Source organism: Mycobacterium venezuelense, from assembly GCF_054919535.1.
Window position 1 is genome coordinate 320,114 of the sequence record NZ_JBONDW010000006.1, and the last position, 17,841, is coordinate 337,954.

General features: G+C 66.6%; 19 protein-coding genes. 5 read left to right on the plus strand and 14 right to left on the minus strand.

Annotated elements, in window-relative coordinates; translation table 11 throughout:
* Positions 1–62: 62 nt before the first annotated feature.
* A complete protein-coding gene (locus ACRCUN_RS12670; RefSeq protein WP_462141980.1) occupies positions 63–1,808 on the plus strand; it encodes a helix-turn-helix domain-containing protein in 1,746 nt (581 codons plus the stop codon).
* Positions 1,809–1,859: 51 nt separating this feature from the next.
* Here ACRCUN_RS12670 and ACRCUN_RS12675 read toward each other — a convergent pair whose 3' ends face one another.
* The 4 genes from ACRCUN_RS12675 to ACRCUN_RS12690 form a co-directional block, all read right to left on the minus strand.
* Positions 1,860–2,156 carry a WhiB family transcriptional regulator gene (locus ACRCUN_RS12675; protein WP_110775093.1) on the minus strand — a complete coding sequence of 99 codons (297 nt, stop codon included), beginning with the start codon at positions 2,154–2,156 and terminating at the stop codon, positions 1,860–1,862.
* Between the two features lie 153 nt (positions 2,157–2,309).
* Positions 2,310–2,540 (minus strand): hypothetical protein, encoded by a 231-nt coding sequence (locus ACRCUN_RS12680; RefSeq protein WP_462141981.1) that lies wholly within the window; start codon positions 2,538–2,540, stop codon positions 2,310–2,312.
* A 108-nt stretch (positions 2,541–2,648) separates the two neighbouring features.
* A complete protein-coding gene (locus tag ACRCUN_RS12685) occupies positions 2,649–4,763 on the minus strand; it encodes an ATP-dependent DNA helicase UvrD2 (RefSeq protein WP_462141982.1) in 2,115 nt (704 codons plus the stop codon).
* Positions 4,764–4,799: 36 nt separating this feature from the next.
* Positions 4,800–5,543: an SDR family oxidoreductase gene (locus ACRCUN_RS12690; RefSeq protein ID WP_462141983.1), complete on the minus strand. Its 744-nt coding sequence runs from the start codon at positions 5,541–5,543 to the stop codon at positions 4,800–4,802.
* 67 nt (positions 5,544–5,610) lie between these two features.
* On the opposite strand from ACRCUN_RS12690, the gene ACRCUN_RS12695 reads away from it, so the two are divergent.
* On the plus strand, positions 5,611–6,087 hold the full coding sequence (locus ACRCUN_RS12695; protein WP_462141984.1) for an RrF2 family transcriptional regulator: 477 nt from the start codon (positions 5,611–5,613) through the stop codon (positions 6,085–6,087).
* Here the strand turns inward: ACRCUN_RS12695 and ACRCUN_RS12700 are convergent.
* From ACRCUN_RS12700 to ACRCUN_RS12735, 8 genes are all read right to left on the minus strand, one after another.
* Entirely contained in the window at positions 6,081–7,256 is a 1,176-nt protein-coding gene (locus ACRCUN_RS12700) for an acyl-CoA dehydrogenase family protein (protein WP_462141985.1), read from the minus strand. The two genes, ACRCUN_RS12695 and ACRCUN_RS12700, sit on opposite strands and share 7 nt — an antisense overlap.
* A 68-nt stretch (positions 7,257–7,324) precedes the next feature.
* Positions 7,325–7,999: a translation initiation factor, IF2 family protein gene (locus ACRCUN_RS12705; RefSeq protein ID WP_462141986.1), complete on the minus strand. Its 675-nt coding sequence runs from the start codon at positions 7,997–7,999 to the stop codon at positions 7,325–7,327.
* A gap of 33 nt (positions 8,000–8,032) precedes the next feature.
* Complete coding sequence (locus ACRCUN_RS12710) at positions 8,033–8,590, minus strand: flotillin family protein (protein WP_462141987.1); 558 nt, start codon at positions 8,588–8,590, stop codon at positions 8,033–8,035.
* A 110-nt stretch (positions 8,591–8,700) separates the two neighbouring features.
* Positions 8,701–9,480 carry an enoyl-CoA hydratase/isomerase family protein gene (locus tag ACRCUN_RS12715; RefSeq protein WP_462141988.1) on the minus strand — a complete coding sequence of 260 codons (780 nt, stop codon included), beginning with the start codon at positions 9,478–9,480 and terminating at the stop codon, positions 8,701–8,703.
* Positions 9,481–9,490: 10 nt separating this feature from the next.
* Positions 9,491–10,834, minus strand: a complete 1,344-nt coding sequence (locus tag ACRCUN_RS12720) for an MFS transporter (RefSeq protein ID WP_462141989.1) — start codon at positions 10,832–10,834, stop codon at positions 9,491–9,493.
* Positions 10,835–10,844: 10 nt separating this feature from the next.
* Positions 10,845–11,891: an acyl-CoA dehydrogenase family protein gene (locus ACRCUN_RS12725; RefSeq protein ID WP_462141990.1), complete on the minus strand. Its 1,047-nt coding sequence runs from the start codon at positions 11,889–11,891 to the stop codon at positions 10,845–10,847.
* A gap of 7 nt (positions 11,892–11,898) precedes the next feature.
* Complete coding sequence (locus ACRCUN_RS12730; RefSeq protein ID WP_462141991.1) at positions 11,899–13,041, minus strand: acyl-CoA dehydrogenase family protein; 1,143 nt, start codon at positions 13,039–13,041, stop codon at positions 11,899–11,901.
* Positions 13,038–14,276: a CaiB/BaiF CoA transferase family protein gene (locus tag ACRCUN_RS12735; RefSeq protein WP_462141992.1), complete on the minus strand. Its 1,239-nt coding sequence runs from the start codon at positions 14,274–14,276 to the stop codon at positions 13,038–13,040. The genes ACRCUN_RS12730 and ACRCUN_RS12735 overlap by 4 nt, the downstream gene beginning before the upstream one ends.
* A 128-nt stretch (positions 14,277–14,404) precedes the next feature.
* Here ACRCUN_RS12735 and ACRCUN_RS12740 point away from each other — a divergent pair, with 128 nt between their 5' ends.
* The 3 genes from ACRCUN_RS12740 to ACRCUN_RS12750 are packed head-to-tail and all read left to right on the plus strand — an operon-like array spanning position 14,405 to position 15,758.
* Entirely contained in the window at positions 14,405–15,151 is a 747-nt protein-coding gene (locus ACRCUN_RS12740; RefSeq protein WP_462141993.1) for an IclR family transcriptional regulator, read from the plus strand.
* Positions 15,152–15,197: 46 nt separating this feature from the next.
* A complete protein-coding gene (gene mrx1 / locus ACRCUN_RS12745) occupies positions 15,198–15,446 on the plus strand; it encodes a mycoredoxin Mrx1 (RefSeq protein WP_462141994.1) in 249 nt (82 codons plus the stop codon).
* A gap of 45 nt (positions 15,447–15,491) precedes the next feature.
* Complete coding sequence (locus ACRCUN_RS12750; protein ID WP_462141995.1) at positions 15,492–15,758, plus strand: hypothetical protein; 267 nt, start codon at positions 15,492–15,494, stop codon at positions 15,756–15,758.
* Between the two features lie 8 nt (positions 15,759–15,766).
* Here the strand turns inward: ACRCUN_RS12750 and nudC are convergent, their stop codons facing one another.
* Both nudC and ACRCUN_RS12760 read right to left on the minus strand, forming a co-directional pair.
* Positions 15,767–16,702 carry an NAD(+) diphosphatase gene (gene nudC, locus ACRCUN_RS12755; protein WP_462141996.1) on the minus strand — a complete coding sequence of 312 codons (936 nt, stop codon included), beginning with the start codon at positions 16,700–16,702 and terminating at the stop codon, positions 15,767–15,769.
* Positions 16,699–17,793 (minus strand): potassium channel family protein, encoded by a 1,095-nt coding sequence (locus ACRCUN_RS12760; RefSeq protein WP_462141997.1) that lies wholly within the window; start codon positions 17,791–17,793, stop codon positions 16,699–16,701. Before ACRCUN_RS12760 ends, nudC begins: the two co-directional genes overlap by 4 nt.
* Between the last annotated feature and the right edge of the window lie 48 nt (positions 17,794–17,841).

Here is a 17,841-nt window from a genome sequence, read left to right on the forward strand (position 1 = left end):
CAACGATCCGGGAAAACGAAACCACCGACAATGTCTGTCCACACACTCTTATGCTGTCGAGTGTGTCTGCTGAAACACCTCCGATCGGTCCGCCTCTGGAACGCTGGCTCGATGCGCTGGCCAGCATCGGCGAGGCCGTCGGAAGCGATGAACCGGTCGCCGATCTGCTCGACCGCGTCACCCGCACGGCGTGCACACTGCTCGGATACGACTTCTGCGCGGCGTTCCTGCCCGAACCCAGCGGCCGCGCCCTGACGATCGTCGGCTCGCACGGGTTGTCGGCCGAATACATCGCCCAGGTCAACGCCGATCGGCCGATCCTCCTCGACGTCCGCGGCGACGACGAGGCGCCCACGAGCATCGCCTACCGGACCGGTGACGTCGTCGCGATCGAGGACATCGAGGCCTATCCCGGCTTCGCGTGGGGCGGTGTCGCGCACGAACAGGGTTACCGCGCACTGATCTCGGCGCCGCTGCGGCGCTCCGGTCGAGTCGTCGGTGCGCTCAACGGTTACCACGCGTTGCCGCATCGATTCGATGCCGCCGAGATCAGCCTGGTGACCACGCTGGCCACGCAGGTCGCGATCGCGCTGGGCACTGCCCAGTTGCGAGCGAGCGAACAGAACACCATCCGAGAGCTTCGCCGCGCCGAAGAAGTGCACGAGTTGCTGACCGCCACCGCGCTGCGCGGTGAGGGCCTGACGGGCGTCGCGCAGGCACTCGCCGAGCTGCTCGGACGGCCCGTGCTCATCACAGACGTCTACCGCGAAACGCTGGCCGCGGCCGGCTGGGCGGGCCAGAGCCCAGGCACCCCCGCGTCCGACGACCTCGTACGCGGCCAGGTCGTCGGCACCGACGACACCACCGTCGCCGGTGTCGTCCTCGACGGCGCCGTCGTGGCCCACATCCACGTCGACGCGCAACGCCGGCTGCTCAGCGGACTCGATGTACGCGCGATCGAACACACCGCTGTGGTGGCAGCGCTTGAACTCTTGCGCGCCCGCACGGCTGCCGAAGTGGAGCAACGCCTTCGGGGATCGCTCGCGGCCGATCTGCTCAGTTCCGACGGCACCGACGTCGAAGGGTTGCTCGACCGGGCCCGCCGCCTCGGCTGGGACCTCTCGGGCGAGCATCTGCTATTGGGACTGCGGTGCGTCGATTCGGGGACATCCGCAGGCAGGCCCGTCACCGAACACATGCTCGCGGCCGCGGACCGGCTCATCACCCACGTGACGCCTCGTCCGCTCGCGGCGATCTATCGCGGCGATCTGATCCTGCTCTGGCCGCGAAATGTGCACACAACCGGCCTCCACACCGACGACGCCGCAGCGCGGCTCGTCGAAACCCTCACCGCCACAGGAAATATCGAGCGGGCCGTCGCCGCGGTCACGCCCGCGGCCGAACCTGCCGAACTCCCCGGCGTCTACCGCACGTTGCGCGGGGTGCTCGGGCTGGCCGCGGAAGACGGCACCTCACGGGTCATCGACCTGCAGGACGTCGCGATCGAACATCTGCTGCTGCAACTCGACGATCCGCGGCGGCTGCGCGAGTTCGCCTCTGCGGTCTTGGGTTCCGCGCTGGATTACGACCGCGAACGCTCAACGGAGTTGTTGCGCACCGCCCGCATCCTGCTCGACCACAACCTCGACCGCCGGGCCGCCGCGACAGTTCTTCACCTGCATCCCAATACCGTTCAACAGCGAATCCATCGACTGGAAGAACTGACGGGCCTGCGGATCGCCCGCCCCCGTGACCTGTTACGGCTCACCGCCGCACTGACCGTCGCCCGCATCGCCGGCATCGGGTGAACGCGCGAAACGGCGCCGAGTGCGTACTCGCACTCGGCGCCGTTCCCGGTGTCAGGCCGCCGCGACCTTACGCGGACGCCCACGCGGCCGCTTGCGCGCCACGATGGTGCCGCGGTCGAGGATCTCGCCGCCCCAAACACCCCACGGCTCCTGCCGTTCCAGCGCGGCAGACAGGCATTCGCGCCGGATCGGGCAATCCGTGCACAGCGCCTTCGCGCGCTCGAGTTCGACGGGGCTTTCGGCGAACCACAGATCCGGATCACCGATGTGGCACGGCACTGCCGGCAGCCGCTCTTCGCATGTCACCGGCGCGACGCTCATCCCCGGAGCGCTCATCGCAATGGACATGTGCTTGTCCCCCTACTTCCTGGTCGTTGTTTGTCGGAGAAGTTGTTGGATCTGCGACCAGGTTTCGGGTTTCGAACAACTCCGAAAAAAATTTGGCCACGGATCCGGGTTGACTGCGGGTCCGTGGCCATTTGGCTGGTGGTGGAGCTCTACCTAGAGGGGGCTCCAATCCACGGACGCGCGGTTCGCGGCGGCGGGGCGGCGCTTACGCTGCGGTGCAACGGCAGCAGCGGCCGGCCATCCAGCGCCAGCGGCATGTGCGGTGGGGTGCTCGGCGAGCCTCTGCGGCACGACGTAAGCAGCTTTGGCGATGGTTTCGACCGCACGGAAGGACGCCGGCATGCCTGCAACCGCTACACCGCTGAACGTGATGTTGATATCCATGATTGCGGGCACCCTCCTTCCGTCTCGTCGCCTGAGTGTGATCTTGAGGCTAAAGCCTAACAGCCGAATCGCACAACCTATTTTCTACCTGCGGTTTTGGCACGATCTTTACGAAGCCTGGCGGGCTTTGACCAACTCCAGTACGTCTTGGCCGTACTGCTCGAGTTTTCGAGCGCCGATACCGGGGATGGCGACGAGGGCCGCGTCGTCGGTCGGCAGCGTTTCGGCGATGGCGATCAACGTGTTGTCGGTGAACACCACGAACGCGGGCACCTTCATCTCCTTGGAGACGCGCAGGCGCCAGTCTTTGAGTTCGGCGAGCAGCTGCTCATCGAGATTGGCCGGGCAGGTTTCGCACCGCCGCAGCATGATCGCCGAGGGTGTTGTCAGGGGTCCGTTGCATACTCGGCAGCGCGGAGCGGGGCCGCGCTGACGACGGGGCCGGTCGGGCCCAGTGGACTTCGACCCCTGGGTCTGCGGTGCGATGCCGTTGAGGAACCGCGACGGGCGTCGCCCCTGCCGCCCGCCAGGGGTGCGCGCCAAAGCCCAGCTCAGCGCCAGATGCACGCGCGCCCGGGTGACACCGACGTAGAGCAGCCTGCGCTCCTCCTCGACCGGCTCACTGTCGGGGCCGTGCGCGAGTGCGTGCGAGATCGGCAGCGTGCCGTCGGCCAGGCCGACGAGGAACACCGCGTCCCACTCCAGCCCCTTCGCCGCGTGCAGCGAGGCCAGCGTCACGCCCTGCACGACGGGTGGATGTCGTGCGTCGGCGCGTTGACGTAGTTCGGCGACGAGCGCGCGCAGGTCGAGGTCGGGCCGCACCGCGACCTCTTCGTCGACCAATTCGGCCAGCGCGGTCAGGGCTTCCCAGCGCTCGCGGGCGCGCGTGCCCGACGGTGGTTCGGCCGTCAGTCCCAACGGCTCCAGGAGCTCGCGCACGAGAGCGGGCAGCTGCGCCGGACCGGCCTCCCGATCGGCGTTGCGCTGCAGCGCGACGAGCGCCTGGCGGATCTCCTGACGGCTGAAGAACCCTTCCCCGCCACGCACCTGGAACGCGATGCCTGCCTCGGTCAGCGCCTCTTCATATACCTCGGACTGCGCGTTGATCCGGTACAGCACGGCGATTTCGGCGGGCGCCGTACCGGATTCGATCAGCTTCTTGATCGCCTTGGCCACCGCGTTGGCTTCGGCCACCTCGTCGGAGTACTCGGAGAACGTCGGCACCGGGCCGGGGTCACGCTGACCCACCAGATGCAGCTTGCTGCCGGCCATCCGTCCGCGCGCGGCGGCGATCACGCGGTTGGCCAGCGACACCACCTGCGGTGTGGAGCGGTAGTCACGTTCGAGCCGCACGACCGCGGCATCGGGGAAGCGCCGCGAAAAATCGAGCAGGTAGCGCGGAGTCGCCCCGGTGAACGAATAGATCGTCTGGTTGGCGTCGCCCACGACGGTGAGATCGTCCCGGTCCCCCAGCCACGCATCGAGCACACGCTGCTGCAGCGGGGTGACGTCCTGATACTCGTCGACCACAAAACACCGGTAGCGGTCGCGGAACTCCTGCGCGACCGCGGGATCGTTCTCGATCGCGGCTGCGGTGTGCAGCAGCAGGTCATCGAAATCCAGCAGGGCCGACCCGTCCCGACGGGCCTTGAGTGCCTCGTAGCCGGCATAAACCGCCGCGACCTTCGCAGCGTCGAACGGAATATCGCGACCGGTCTTCGCGACGGACGCGCCATATGCCTCCGGCGTGATCAAAGATGCCTTGGCCCATTCGATTTCGCCTGCGAGGTCGCGGACGTCGTCCGTGCTGGGCTGCATCCCGGACCGGCTGGCCGCCTGCGCGACGACGGAGAACTTGCTGTCGAGCAGCTCCCAGCCGGTGTCGCCCACGAGCCGCGGCCAGAAGTACTGCAGCTGCCGCCGCGCGGCGGCGTGAAACGTCACCGCCTGTACGGCCCCGGTGCCCACCCCCGATTCCTGGCCGAGCACGCGAAGCCGTCCCCGCATCTCACCGGCCGCGCGCGCGGTGAACGTCACCGCCAGCACCTGGCTGGCGGCGACATGGCCGGCCGCAACCAGGTGCGCGATCCGGCGCGTGATGGTGCGGGTCTTGCCGGTGCCCGCCCCGGCAAGCACACACACCGGGCCACGGGCAGCCAGCACCGCCTCCCGCTGCTCATCGTCCAGATCGCTCAGGGTCGAGGGGGGAGCCTCCAACGGCATGGCTCCCATCATGGCAGGGACGCCCGACATCGCGGCCTATCGCTGCCGGGCGAGCCACTCCTCGAACGTGGTCGGGGCGATGCGCGCGCCGTCACCCGGCAGCAGCGCGTTGCCCGCCATGTCCAGGCCGAACACGGCCGACCAGGCGGGCACCAACGTCACCGCGCGCCCGCGGGCCGCCAACGTGCGACGCGCCATGTCGACGAGGTCCTGCGTCTGCGGGCCGGCGACGTCGGGGTACCGCCCCTGCGGCGCACCGATGGCGACCTCGGCCAGGATCGCGGCGATGTCGTCGGGGTCGATCGGCTGCACGAGGAGCGGTGCGATCGGTGCGGTGCCGTCCTGTTCGGTCCAGCCGACCACCATCTCGGCGAAATCGTGGAACTGCGTCGCGGGCACGATCGTCCACGGCACCGAGCCGGCCTCGATGAGCCGCTCCTGCTCGCGCTTGCCGGCATAGTGCGGATTGCCCTCGATCGCGTGAATCCCGACGATCGACAGCAGGACGTGATGACCGACGCCGGCGCGCTCCTCGGCGGCGAGCAGGTTCGCGGTGGCCGTGCCCAGGTAGTCGACCGTCCTGTCCCGGTCGGTGGGTGGGGCACTGATGGCGTCGACGACCGCTTGGACACCCTCGAGCGCGGCATCGAGGCCCTCCCCGGTCGTCAAGTCGACGCCGCGCGCACGGCTGATGGCCACGACGTCGTGGCCGGCCGCTTCCAGGGCCGCCACCACCCGGGCCCCGATGTTCCCCGTGGCCCCGGCAACTGCGATTCGCATGGTCTCTCTCCTTCGGTAGGTATTTCGGACAATATAGGTCCTTGATAGCTGTAATAGGATACGAGCTGTGAAACTTCCCGTAGCCACGGAGTGGGCGCTGCACTGCGCGACATCGCTCGCGCAGCTGGAGCCGGGAGCGACCGCCTCGGCGGCCGATCTCGCCGAGTACTTCGATCTCCCGGCGGCCTATCTCGCCAAGCAGTTGCAGGCGCTGACGCGGGCGGGCGTGCTGGCGGCGACGACGGGTCCGCGTGGCGGGTTTCGGCTGGGGCGGGCAGCCTCCGAGATCACGCTGCTACACATCGTCGAGGCGGTTGACGGGGCCTCAGCGCCGTACGAATGCCGCGAGATCCGCAAGCAGGGCCGCGGCGCACTGCCCGCCAGCTGGTGCCGTCACACATGCATCCTCGCGGTGAAAATGGCCGATGCGCATCAGGCGTGGCGGGCCAGCCTCGAGGGCGTCACCCTTGCCGACATCCTCGCCGACCTGCCTGCCACCGCTCCGGCCCGCACCCGCTCACTGCTGACCAGGGACCGTCAGTAGAGGTCGAGACCGCCTCGTGCGACCAACTGTTTGGCGATGACGTTGCGCTGGATCTCGTTGGTGCCCTCACCCACGATCATCAGCGGCGCGTCCCGGAAGTAGCGCTCCACGTCGTATTCGGTCGAGTAGCCGTAGCCGCCGTGCACCCGCACTGCGTCGAGCGCGATCTGCATCGCCGTCTCGGACGCGAACAACTTGGCCATACCGGCCTCCATGTCGCAGCGCTCGCCCGCGTCGAACTTCTCGGCGGCGCTCAGCAGCAGCGACCGAGCGGCATAAAGTTTGGTTCCCATGTCCGCCAACAGGTTTCCCACCGACTGGTGCTGCCAGATGGGCTTGCCGAAGCTCTCCCGGTCCTGCGCATACTGCAGCGCGTCCTCGAATGCCGCACGAGCCACCCCCGTCGCCCGGGCCGCCACCTGCAATCGGCCCACCTCGAGACCCTTCATCATCTGCGCGAAGCCCAGGCCCTCTTCTGTGCCCAACAACGCATCGGCAGGCACGTGGCAGTCGGTGAAATTCAGCTCGCAGCTCTCGACACCCTTGTAGCCGAGCTTCGGCAGGTCCTTCGAGATCTCGAAACCGGGTACCTTCTCGACGAGGAGGATCGATACGCCCTTGTATTGGGGTTGAGCGGTTGCGTCCGTTTTGCACAGCAGCGCAACGAGATCCGAGCGACGGGCATTCGAGATCCAGGTCTTGCTGCCGTTGATGACATAGCCGTCGGCGGCGCCGGTATCCCGGCGTGCCACGGTCCGCATGGCCTGCAGATCCGATCCGCCGCCAGGTTCGGTGAGTGCCATCGTGGCTCGCAGTTCACCGGTCGCCATTCGCGGCAGGTACTTCTGCTTCTGCTCCTCGGTGCCGAACAACAGCAACAGCTTCGACACCACGGTGTGGCCGCCCATCGCGCCGGCCAAGCTCATCCAGCCGCGCGCCAACTCCTCGGCGACCCGCACGTAGCACGGCATCGACACCGCGCCAAAGCCGTACGGCTCGGGGATCGCCAGCCCGAAAATGCCGATCTCCTTCATGGTGCCGATCAGCTCTTCGGGGTAGGTGTTGGCGTGCTCAAGCTCCCGGACAACCGGCTTGACCTGCTTTTCCACGAAATCGTGGACGGTCTTGACGATGGTCTCTTCTTCGGCCGTCAGCTTCGTCGAACTCATCGGGGCGCCTCCTCGCTGTGACCACCGACGATATTCGGTCGCCGGTGGTCGACAACGAGTGGCGTCGGTCAGTCGTTGGCCCGATCCTCCTGGCGCTTCTGCTTTTCGGCGTCGGCCAACTCTTCCATCTCGTCGGCGCGTGCGCGCTTGGCGGCCGCGTCGGCGCGTTTGTCCTGCGCCTCGCTGGCCTTGGCTCGCGCGACCATGGTCTCGGCCTGTTCGGCCGCGCGAATCACGGCCTCCTCTTGCTGTTTGGCGGTCTCGGCGGCTTGGGTGCGCTTGGCTGCGACTTCATCGGCCCGCTTCTTGGCGGCGGCAGTGCGCTTCTGGGCGGCTTCCGTCGCGGCGGTCTTCCGCTGGAGCGCGGTGGACCGCGCGTCCTTGACCGCCTGCTCTTTGTCCTTATGGGCTGCCTTCTGCTCTTCTTTCGCCTGCGTGCGGGCGTTCTTGAGGTCGGCATCCGCCTGTTTGACGTTCGCGGCGGCCTCGGCGTCGAGTTGGGCGGCCTGGCGTAGCGCGTCGCTGCGCTCGATCAGCGCCGTGCCCCTTTTCTCCAGCTCCGGAGCCCCGAGTGCACCGCCCACGGTGACATCCAGCATGCCCAGCGAGCGCTCGTAGAAGAGCCGGGCGGGCGCTTCGGAGTCCATGCGAGTGACCACCTGCTCCTCGATGAACTGAAGCGGAAGCCGAGCGAGCTGATACTGGAATCGCAGAACCGCGATAGGGACGTCGGTGATTCTCACTTGTCACTCCTGATTGTCGGGATCCGCCAAGCCTCAGGGCAGGTCGGCTTCGTCGGTCAACTTGTCGGCCGCCCGCCGCTTGCGGTCGGCTTCCGCCCGGGCGCTCGCCGATTCCTTGACGGCGTCCTGATGGTCTTCGACGGCCTCTGCGGCCTCTTCACGGGCCACCGCGACGTCCAACCGTTCCTCGGCTTTGGCCTGCTCCACGTCACGCTGCGCCTCGACGTCGGCCCGCGACCTCTCGCGCTCGGCATCGCGGTGCGCAGCGCGTTCGGCGGCCTGTTTCTGCTCGACCTTGTCGGCCTGCACGGCGTTCTCGACGGCCGCTGTCTCGGTTCTGACCGCCGCGCGCTCGCGGGCGGCCTCGGTCCTGGCCTCTGTCGCCGCGGTTTGGGCCTGTTTGGCCTCGGCGTCGGCGACGGCCTCGGCCCGGCTGGCTTCCTTGCGTTCCTTGGCCTCGGCCTTTTGGAGCTGGCCTTCGGCCGTCAACGAGTCGTTCCCGGTCACAGCACCGACGACCTCTTTCGCCGTGCCTTTGACGGAGTCGATGAAGCCTTTGCGCGCCTGATCAGCCTTGCTGTGCTCAGTCATGTGGGTCCCCTTCGGTAACTGACCCCCTGGGTTCCACACATGCCGAGCGCCTAATCCCAATGTGGCGTGCCCCACTTAATCGGGAATCGCGTCCCGCTACGGGTTGCCGGTCACCGCCCCTGAAACACCGGCTTGCGCTTCTCCCGAAATGCGGCAACCGCTTCGGCGGAATCCTCGGTGGACTGCACGACGGCCTGCTCAGCGGCCACCATCGACAACGAGGTCAGGAAGTCGACGCGCTCGCCGTTGCGCACCAACCGCTTGATCGCGCGGATCGCCACCGGCGGACCCGCGGCCAGCTTTCGGCACAGATCGCCGACCGCGGACGGGAACTCGTCCGGGCCGTGCACCGACAACACCAGGCCGAGCGCCAGCGCTTCGTCGGCCTCGACGAACCGTCCCGTCCACAGCAACTCCAACGCGCGGGCCTGCCCGACGATCCGCGGCAGCAGATGCGCGCCGCCGTCGCCGGGGATCAGGCCGACCCGCACGTAGCCTTCTGAGAACCGCGCGCGGGTCGAGGCCAATCGCAGGTCGCAAGCCAATGCCATGTCCATGCCCGCGCCGACCGCGACGCCGTCGACCGCGGCGATCAGCGGCTTGTCGAGGTCGAGCGCGGCCGCCGCCACCCGATGTACGCGATCCTGCAACACCTGCTGGCGGCCGAGAGTCGTGGTGATCTCGGCGAAGTCGTCGAGATCCACCCCGGAGCAGAAGGCGCCGTCGGCGCCCGTGACCACCAGGACGCGCACATCGGGGTCGGTGCGGGCCGAACGCAGTGCCTCGGCCCATCGGTCGAGCATGTCGAGGGTGAAGGCGTTCTTGCGGTGCGGGCGGTTCAGCAGGATGGTGCCGACACCGTCGGCAACGGTGTATTCGAGATCAGGCATGGTGTCGCTTTCAGACGTTGGCCGCGGAATGCGTTTCGCTGGCAGTTGATTTGGTGGGATCGGCGATCAGTTCGACGTCACGGGTTTCGCGCATCACCAGATAGGTCACCAGCGAGATGGCCGCGCAGACCGAGACGTAGATGAAGAACCAGGGTTCGTGGCCGGCGTCGCGCAGTGCGAGCGCGACGTAGGAAGCCGTCCCGCCGAACACCGCCTGCGCGATGTTGTACGGGATCGCGACGCCGACGGTGCGGACCTCGGTCGGGAACAGTTCGGCTTTGACCACCGCGTTGACCGACGAGTATCCGGCGACGAACAGCAGCCCCAACAGCGTGTACGCCAGGCACCACAACCAGGTCGGCTGATCCTGCATGCCCTGCAGGATCGGGTAGGTGAACAGCGTGGTGCCAAGCCCGAAGAAGATGAGCACCGGCCTTCGGCCGATCTTGTCGGAGATGTAGCCGCCGAGCGGCAGCAGGAACAGGAACACCACGAGCGCGATGAAGTTGACCCGCGCCGCATCCTCCTTCGACAGTCCGACGCTGTTGACCAGGTAGCTCGACAGGTAAGTGGTGTAGGTGTAATAAGCGACCGAACCGCCGAGCGTGAGCGTCAGCACCAGGAAAGCCGCCTTGCGGTGCTTCCACACCTCGGCCAGCGTGCCCCGGCGGTTATGCGAATCCTGCTGTTCCACAGTCGAGTACGCATCGGTCTCGTGCATGCCGCGGCGCAGGTAGAACACCGCGACCGCGGCGACCGCGCCGATGACGAACGGGATGCGCCAACCCCAGTCCTTGAGTTGCTCGTCGCTGAGGAAGAGTTGCAGGATCACCAGCAGCAGCACACCGGCGATCTGCCCGAGTGTGACCGAGATGTACTGGAAACTGGCTCCCAGGCCACGCCAGCCTTTCTTCGACACCTCGGTGAGATAGGCCGCCGATGTCGCGTACTCGCCGCCGACCGAAAGACCCTGCAGGATGCGGGCGATGAGAAGCATCGCGGCGCCCACGTAGCCGGCCGTGGCATGGCTCGGGGCCACCGCGATGAGAAGCGCGCTGAACGACATCATCGTGACGGTGATGGTCAGACCGGCCTTGCGGCCACTACGGTCGCTCAGCCGTCCCAGCAGCCAGCCACCGAGCGGGCGAGCCAGAAAGCCCACCGCGAAAATCGCTGCAGTGTTGAGCAATTGCGCCGTGGTGTCGCCCTTCGGGAAGAACTGTCCCGCAAAGTAGATCGCGAACGTGGTGTAGACGAACCAGTCGTACCACTCGATCATGTTGCCGATCGATCCGGCGATCACCATCCGGAAGTAGTAGCCGCGTGAGTGCTGCGGCTCAGTGTGAGTCGTCATGCCGATGTCCTTACTGGTGGGCCGCGGTGGCCGTCGTCAGGGCCCAGAGCCCGTCGGCGCCTGCGGCAGTGGCGAAATCGGTCAGCTTGTCGTCCCAGTGCTGAACGGAGCCGAACTCCGAACGCCAGGACAGTGCGGGTTTGGTGAACTCGTGCAGACGGTGTTCGCGTGTGGTGCCGATGGCGCCGTGCACCTGATGCGCATTACGCACCACAACCGATGCGGCGTGCCCTGCACACGAACGGGCCACGGCCACAAGAAACTCCAGGTTCGGCGAACTCCATTCGGTGCGGACCGCCTCGGCCAAAGCGCCATCGGTCGCCGCGCGGGCCAGGGCCGCCTCGGCGGCGATGTCGGCGACGAGGTTCTGGACTGCCTGGAACTTGGCCAGCGGTCTGCCGAATTGAGTGCGCTCGATCGTGTGGGCAACCGAAGACTCCAGGATCCGGTCAAACACCGCGCACACCTGTATCGCGCGCACCAACGCGGCGCGCAGATGCCATTGCCGCATCACGGTTTCCGACAGGGGTGTGCCGGTCAGCATTGCGGTGTCGACACGGAACTCATCCCGCGGTTCGCCCGCACCGTTTCTGCCGCTTCTGATCGACAGCGACTCGGCTGCAACATCTTCCACGCGGTAGTTCGGCCCGTCACGCCAGACGACCACGACGCGCCCGGCGGTCGACGCCCACGGCACACCGCGCGCGCCGCCGTCGTCATCGAGCACGCAGGCGGTTCGCCGTGAGTCGTCCACCGGCAGTCCGGCCTTCTCCAACAACCAGCAGGCCAGGAGATCATGTTCGGCCACCGGCACACTCACGCCGTTGCGGGCCGCGGCCCGCAACAGCTCGGCGGCCTCGGGCCAGCCTGCTCCGCTCCCGCCGGACTCCTCGGATCCGGTGAGCCGCACCAGGCCGAGTTCGCCCAACTTTTCCCACAATTCGTCCAGGCCGTGCCCGGATTCGTACTGCTCGCGGTGGGCAGCGAACACCGCGGACATCATGTTGACGAGTTCGGTATCGACGCTCTTCATCAGCGCCCTCTCTTCTTCGCGCAAGCGCTCATCAGCGCAACCCCAGTCCCCGCGCAACCACACCACGCAAAATCTCGTTGGTACCGCCCCGCAGCGTGAACCCGGGGCGTTGGACCACGGCGTCGGCGAGCATCACGTTGTAGGCGTCATCCTCGGTCTCACCGAGCAGGTCGGCGAAATCGGCGATATCGCCTTCGGTAGACGTGCCGAGTACCTTCACGACGGCAGCGGCGGTGTCAGCCGGTTCATGGCGTTCCAACGCACCGGCCACCGCGATCGACATCTGGTGCAGCCCCGCGATCCGCGCCACATAGCGGCCCAGATCGGTGTGCCGGGCCAAGGTTCCGTCGGCCATGTGCCCCGCGACGTCGGCCAGCAACGGGAACGTGGACAGAAAGCGTTCGGGGCCACTGCGTTCGAAGCTCAGCTCCGAGGTCACCTGTTGCCAGCCGTTACCGATCGTGCCGAATACCATGTCGTCGGGCACGAATGTCTCGTCGAGGATGACCTCGTTGAAATGGTGCTTGCCGTTCATCGAGATGATGGGCCGGATGTCAACGTCGGGCGCACGCAGGTCGACGATGAACTGGCTCAGTCCGTCGTGGCGGTGTGCGGGGTCGACGGGTGCGGTGCGTGCCAGGCAGATGAACGCGTGGGCCAGATGGGCACCCGAGGTCCAGACCTTGGTGCCCGTCAGGTTCCAGCCGCCCTCTGTCTGCACGGCCCTGGTCCGCACGCTGGCCAGGTCCGAGCCGGAGTCCGGCTCGCTCATGCCGATACCGAAGTAGCATTCACCTTTTGCTATGGCAGGCAGGAACTTTCGTTTCTGCACCTCGGTCCCGTACTTCAGCAAGGACGGCACGATCTGGCGGTCGGCGATCCAGTGCGCACCCACCGGCGCGCCGGCGGCCAGCAGTTCTTCGGTGACGACGAATCGTTCCTGATGGCTACGGCCGTGACCGCCGTATTCGACCGGCACGGTCATGCCGAGCCAGCCCCGGGCGGCCAGAGCCCGGCTGAAGTCCTCGTCCCAGCCGGTCAACCAGCTGTCGGCGTAACGTCCGATCTTGCCGGATTGCTGCTGCGCACCGACGAATTTCCGTACCTCCAGCCGCAATTCGTCCAAGTCGTGCGGATCGCCGGCTACCGGTGGCACGAGTCTGGTCATGTTCACTCCGTTCCCTGGGTCGCCATCGATGTGACCGTTGACGTGGCCGTCACGACGCCGGCTTCGAGCAGCGCGGCGATATCGGCCTCCGGATACCCGAGGCCGGCAAGAATTTCGGCGGTGTCCTGCCCGAGCAGCGGCGCATGTCTCTGCAGGCTCACCGGTGTGCGTGACATATCGAACGGCGTCCGCGTGGCGTAGTACTCGCCCTCGGTGGGGTGTGTGTGCTTGGCGAGCAGTTGTTGACCCGCCACGTAGTCGTTGTTGTGAGCATCGGCGAGATCGAGCAGGCCGGACGCCGGGATGCCATGTGCTTCACAGATCTTCAGCCATTCTTCGGTCCTCCGCCCGGGGGCGGCTTCACGGACTGCCGTGAGCAGTTCGCCCATGTGGCGGTGCCGGTCGTCCACCGTGGCGTAACGCGGGTTGTCGACCAGGTCAGCGCGGCCCGCCGCGGTGAAGAAGTCACGCCAGTTCTGCGCGGAGTACGGCATGATGCAGATCCAGCCATCGGCGGTGCGGTGCGGGACCCGTTCCGGCGTGAGCACTCTCGTCCAGCCGAAGGCGCCCTCCGCAGGGGCGAAGGTGTGCCCGCCGAGGTGCTCGACGAGGTTGAACGCGATCATCGCGTCGACCATGGGAACATCGACCGCCTGACCGAGGCCGGTGGCCTTCTTCTCCATCGCCGCCGCGAGCACCGCGATGACGATGTAGAGCGCGACCACCTTGTCGGCGATGACGTAGGGCGCGTACCGCGGTGCGCCATCGATGAGTTCGGAGAGTTTCGCTGCGCCCGATGCGGCCTGGACGATGTCGTCGTAAGCGGGATAGTCGCGGTACGCCGTCTGCGACCCGTAGGCCTGCGCGGTGCACAGGATGAGACCCGGATTGATCGCGGACATCCGTTCGTAGGTGATGCCGAGCTTCTCGCGCGACCGGGGTCGCAGATTCGTCACCAGCACGTCGGCGTCACGCACCAGGTCGTCCAGAATCTTCCGACCGTCGGGAGAGCCGAGGTCGACGGCGATGCTGCGCTTGTTGCGCTGCAAATTCATGGTGAGCGCACCCATGCCCTCATGCCGGCGGGCACCGATGTCGCGGCTCATGTCGCCGTCGAGGCTTTCCACCTTGATGACCTCGGCGCCGAGGTCAGCCAGTGTCGCCGTCGCGAACGGACCCATGATCACCGTCGTCAGATCGATCACCCGCAGACCTGTCAGAGCGCCGGGTGTGATGTGCATCGAAACCTCCTTTCGCTGTGACGGGCAGCACCGGAAACTATTGCAGTTTCGTTGAACTTACGCAATGTCGGATCATTTTACGTATATACATAGACAGTACGATTGTGGCTCCAGCGAGAGGACCGCCAGTGACACAGCCATCCGACGCGAAGCCCCGCGCGAGGCACCGCACCGTTGACCGGATTGCGGAGATCCTGGAATTCGCGGCACGCGCCCACGCCGGTACGACATTGAGTGAGATCGCGAAAAACCTTGGCGCACCGGTGAGTTCAGTGCAGGGATTGGTCAATGGACTCGTCGCCACCGGCTATTTGGACGAACACAATCGCCGGTACGTTCTCGGCAGTGCGCCCTATCTGCTCAATCGCATGGCGGGGCGCCAACCGGTCTCCACCGTCACCCACGCCGATCTGGCACACATCCACGAGCAGTCCGGGCTGACCACCGTGCTGTCCATTGCCGTCGGCCCCAACATCTTCTACGTCGACTACTGCTCGTCGGACCCGCGGTTCGCATACCTGGCCGAGAACTACGTGCAGCGGTCGTTGATCCGCACTTCGGCGGGCTGGGTGCTGCTCGCCGGCATGGACAAGCGTGATCAATGGGCCTACCTGAGGGGCGTCGAGGAGGCCGAGCGGCCACTGATCGACCGCTTCTTCGCGGCAGTGCCGCAGATCGCGCAGACCGGAGTCTGCGCGGCACCCAACGCTTCCGAGCACGGCGACGGCATTTCCATCGCCGTGCGCGAAAATGACAAGACCGTCGCGGCCGTCGGCATCATCTCCACACACGAAGAGATTTCCTCACGCCGCGACGAGCTGACCGCGATTCTGACCGACCGGGCCGGGCAGTGGTCGGCACGCGAGACCAGTTGATCGCGAGTACCGGCATACCCGGGGGTTCGGTTACGTTGTGTGGACTATGACTGGTTCATCCACGGCGCTGACCATGTACACCACGACGTGGTGCGGCTACTGCTCGCGGCTCAAGACCGCACTCAAGGCCGAAGGCATTCCCTACACCGAGGTCGACATCGAGGCCGATCCGAGCGCGGCCGAGTTCGTGGGTTCGGTGAACGGTGGAAACCACGTCGTGCCGACCGTGAAGTTCGCCGATGGGTCCACGCTGACCAACCCGAGCGTCAAGCAGGTCAAAGCCAAGCTCGGTTAGCCGCTCGCCAACGACCTGTCGGCGCATCGAACTAGTGTTCGATGCATGATGGATTTCCAATGGCGCGATTACGACGGCGCATCGTTGTCGTCACTGAGTGACGAGCAATTACGCGAGGGCATCGCCTATTACGATCGGCGGGCCAAAGAGGCACACGCAGCGCGGGTCCAGGCCATCGCCCGGCTGAAAACGCTCACGACACCGGCGGCGCTGGGCGCTCGATCCTGGGTCGAAGTGCTGTCGAGGCGACTCAACATCAATCACGAGCAGGCCCGGCGTCTGTTGAGGGAGGTCGCGCTCGCCGGGCCGTGACCGGGCGGTCAGTCCAGGGCAGCCCAGGATTCGATGATTTCACGCGCGATGGAAATCGATCCGGGCAGCAGCAACCGCGACGGCGATTCACTGTTCCAGTCGCCGTGGTCGAGTGCCTCGCGGATCTCGGCCCGCGTGAACCACTCAGCCTCGGCGATCTCGCCGTCGTTGAATGAGAACGGCTGCTCCGGGTCACCGATCGCGTGGAACCCGACCATCAGCGAACGCGGGAACGGCCACGGCTGACTGCCCAAGTACTGCACGTCGGTGACCGTCAGGCCGATCTCCTCCGCGATCTCGCGCTGCACGCACGTCTCGAAGGACTCGCCGGCCTCGACGAAGCCGGCCAGGATCGAGAACAGCCGCTCCGGCCACACCGCTTGGCGGGCAAGCACAGCCCGGTCATGACCGTCGTGCACCAAACAGATCACGGCCGAGTCGATGCGGGGAAATTCCTCGTGACCGTTGTCGGGGTTGACTCGCGCCCAGCCGCTGCGCGCCGGCTTGGTCACCGCACCGTCGACTGGGCTGAAGCGCGCGTGGTCATGCCAGTTGAGCAAGGCCGTCGCGGTTGCGACGAGCTGAGCGCTCGTGTCGTCGAAAACCTGACCGGCGCGGCGCAGATCCAACACCTCGGTTTCCTCGCTGGGGTCCTCGGGCCCTTCGAGTGCGGCACGCACCGCCCACACGTGTGGGCCGTCATAGAGGCGGCCCAGGAACACCGCGTTCTCGGGCGGCTTGTCGGCGTAGGCAATTGCCTTGCCCAGCACCACCCGCCCTTCCGAGATCAGCACCTGGTTGCGCCGGTCCACCCGCAGCAGCAGGGCATCCGGCCAACCGGCCAATGCGGCGTCGACATCGGTGCGCACGGTGTCGGCGCGGTCGGCACCGATACGGGACAACAGCGGGACGTTACGGAGGCTGAAAGACCGGCGATCGGTCATCGTTCGGTGTCCGCACTGCGGATGTAGAGCAGGCGGTCGCCGGCCTCCAAAGCATCCACTTCCGGCGCGTCGACGCGCACCAGGCGACCTTCACGAACCACGCCGAGCACGATGTCGTGCAGATGCCGCGGTGAGCCGCCCTCCTCCTTGGGGCTCACCTCACGTTCGGCGATGGCGAACCCGGCGTCGGGCGTCAACAGATCTTCCATCATCTCCACAACGCTGGGCGTCTGCGTCGCGATACCCAGCAACCGGCCTGCCGTCTCGGAGGACACCACGGTGGAATCCGCGCCCGACTGCTTGAGCAGATGCTGATTCTCGGCTTCGCGCGCCGCGGCGATGATCTTGGCCTTCGGGGCGAGTTCGCGCGCGGTCAGCGTCACGAGCACGGCGCTGGCGTCATCGTCGGTCGCGACGATGATCGCCTTGGCGTGCTGGGCACTGGCCAACCGCAGGATGTCGGACTTGGTGGCGTCGCCGTGCACGGTGACCAGACCGGCGCTCTTGGCCCGTTCCAATGCAGACGCGTTCTCGTCGACGACGACGATGTCGGCCGGCGCGACCTCGTCACCGACCATGGCTGCGACCGCGGTACGGCCCTTGGTGCCGTATCCGATGACGACGGTGTGGTTACGCACTCTGCTCCTCCATCGCTGGATCTTCAGTGCTTGGCGCGACTGGGTGGTCAGCGTTTCCACCGTGGTACCGATGAGGACGATCAGGAATGCCACCCGCAGCGGAGTGATGACGAGGACGTTCACGAGCCGCGCCGAATCGGTGTAGGGCGTGATGTCGCCGTAGCCCGTCGTCGACAGCGACACCGTCGCGTAATAGAGGCAGTCCAAGAACGACAACGGGTTGTTCTCGTCGGGCGCGCTCTCGATGTCGCGGTAACCGTGCCGGTCGAGGTAGACGATCAACACGGCGGCAAAAAGTGCCCCGAGCGCATACAACACGCGCATGGCGATCTTGCGTCCCGGACTGACGAACGGCTCGGGAATGCGCAGCACGTCGACGAGCGCGGCGTCCGGCCGCGAGGTCAGGTTCGGGTCGATGGCGGCGAGCCTGCGCCGCAGCCTGCCTTTAGCCACGGGAAGTTTTCACCCAGGTCCCGAGCAGCGCCGGGATCGATCCGAGCA

Bases quoted from the DNA above. Each gene is read 5' to 3' on its own strand.
- ACRCUN_RS12675 (WP_110775093.1), bottom strand. From the start codon at position 2,156: ATGTCCATTGCGATGAGCGCTCCGGGGATGAGCGTCGCGCCGGTGACA.
- ACRCUN_RS12680 (WP_462141981.1), bottom strand. From the start codon at position 2,540: ATGGATATCAACATCACGTTCAGCGGTGTAGCGGTTGCAGGCATGCCG.
- ACRCUN_RS12685 (WP_462141982.1), bottom strand. From the start codon at position 4,763: ATGCCGTTGGAGGCTCCCCCCTCGACCCTGAGCGATCTGGACGATGAG.
- ACRCUN_RS12690 (WP_462141983.1), bottom strand. From the start codon at position 5,543: ATGCGAATCGCAGTTGCCGGGGCCACGGGGAACATCGGGGCCCGGGTG.
- ACRCUN_RS12700 (WP_462141985.1), bottom strand. From the start codon at position 7,256: ATGAGTTCGACGAAGCTGACGGCCGAAGAAGAGACCATCGTCAAGACC.
- ACRCUN_RS12710 (WP_462141987.1), bottom strand. From the start codon at position 8,590: ATGACTGAGCACAGCAAGGCTGATCAGGCGCGCAAAGGCTTCATCGAC.
- ACRCUN_RS12715 (WP_462141988.1), bottom strand. From the start codon at position 9,480: ATGCCTGATCTCGAATACACCGTTGCCGACGGTGTCGGCACCATCCTG.
- ACRCUN_RS12720 (WP_462141989.1), bottom strand. From the start codon at position 10,834: ATGACGACTCACACTGAGCCGCAGCACTCACGCGGCTACTACTTCCGG.
- ACRCUN_RS12735 (WP_462141992.1), bottom strand. From the start codon at position 14,276: ATGCACATCACACCCGGCGCTCTGACAGGTCTGCGGGTGATCGATCTG.
- mrx1 (WP_462141994.1), top strand. From the start codon at position 15,198: ATGACTGGTTCATCCACGGCGCTGACCATGTACACCACGACGTGGTGC.
- ACRCUN_RS12750 (WP_462141995.1), top strand. From the start codon at position 15,492: ATGATGGATTTCCAATGGCGCGATTACGACGGCGCATCGTTGTCGTCA.
- nudC (WP_462141996.1), bottom strand. From the start codon at position 16,702: ATGACCGATCGCCGGTCTTTCAGCCTCCGTAACGTCCCGCTGTTGTCC.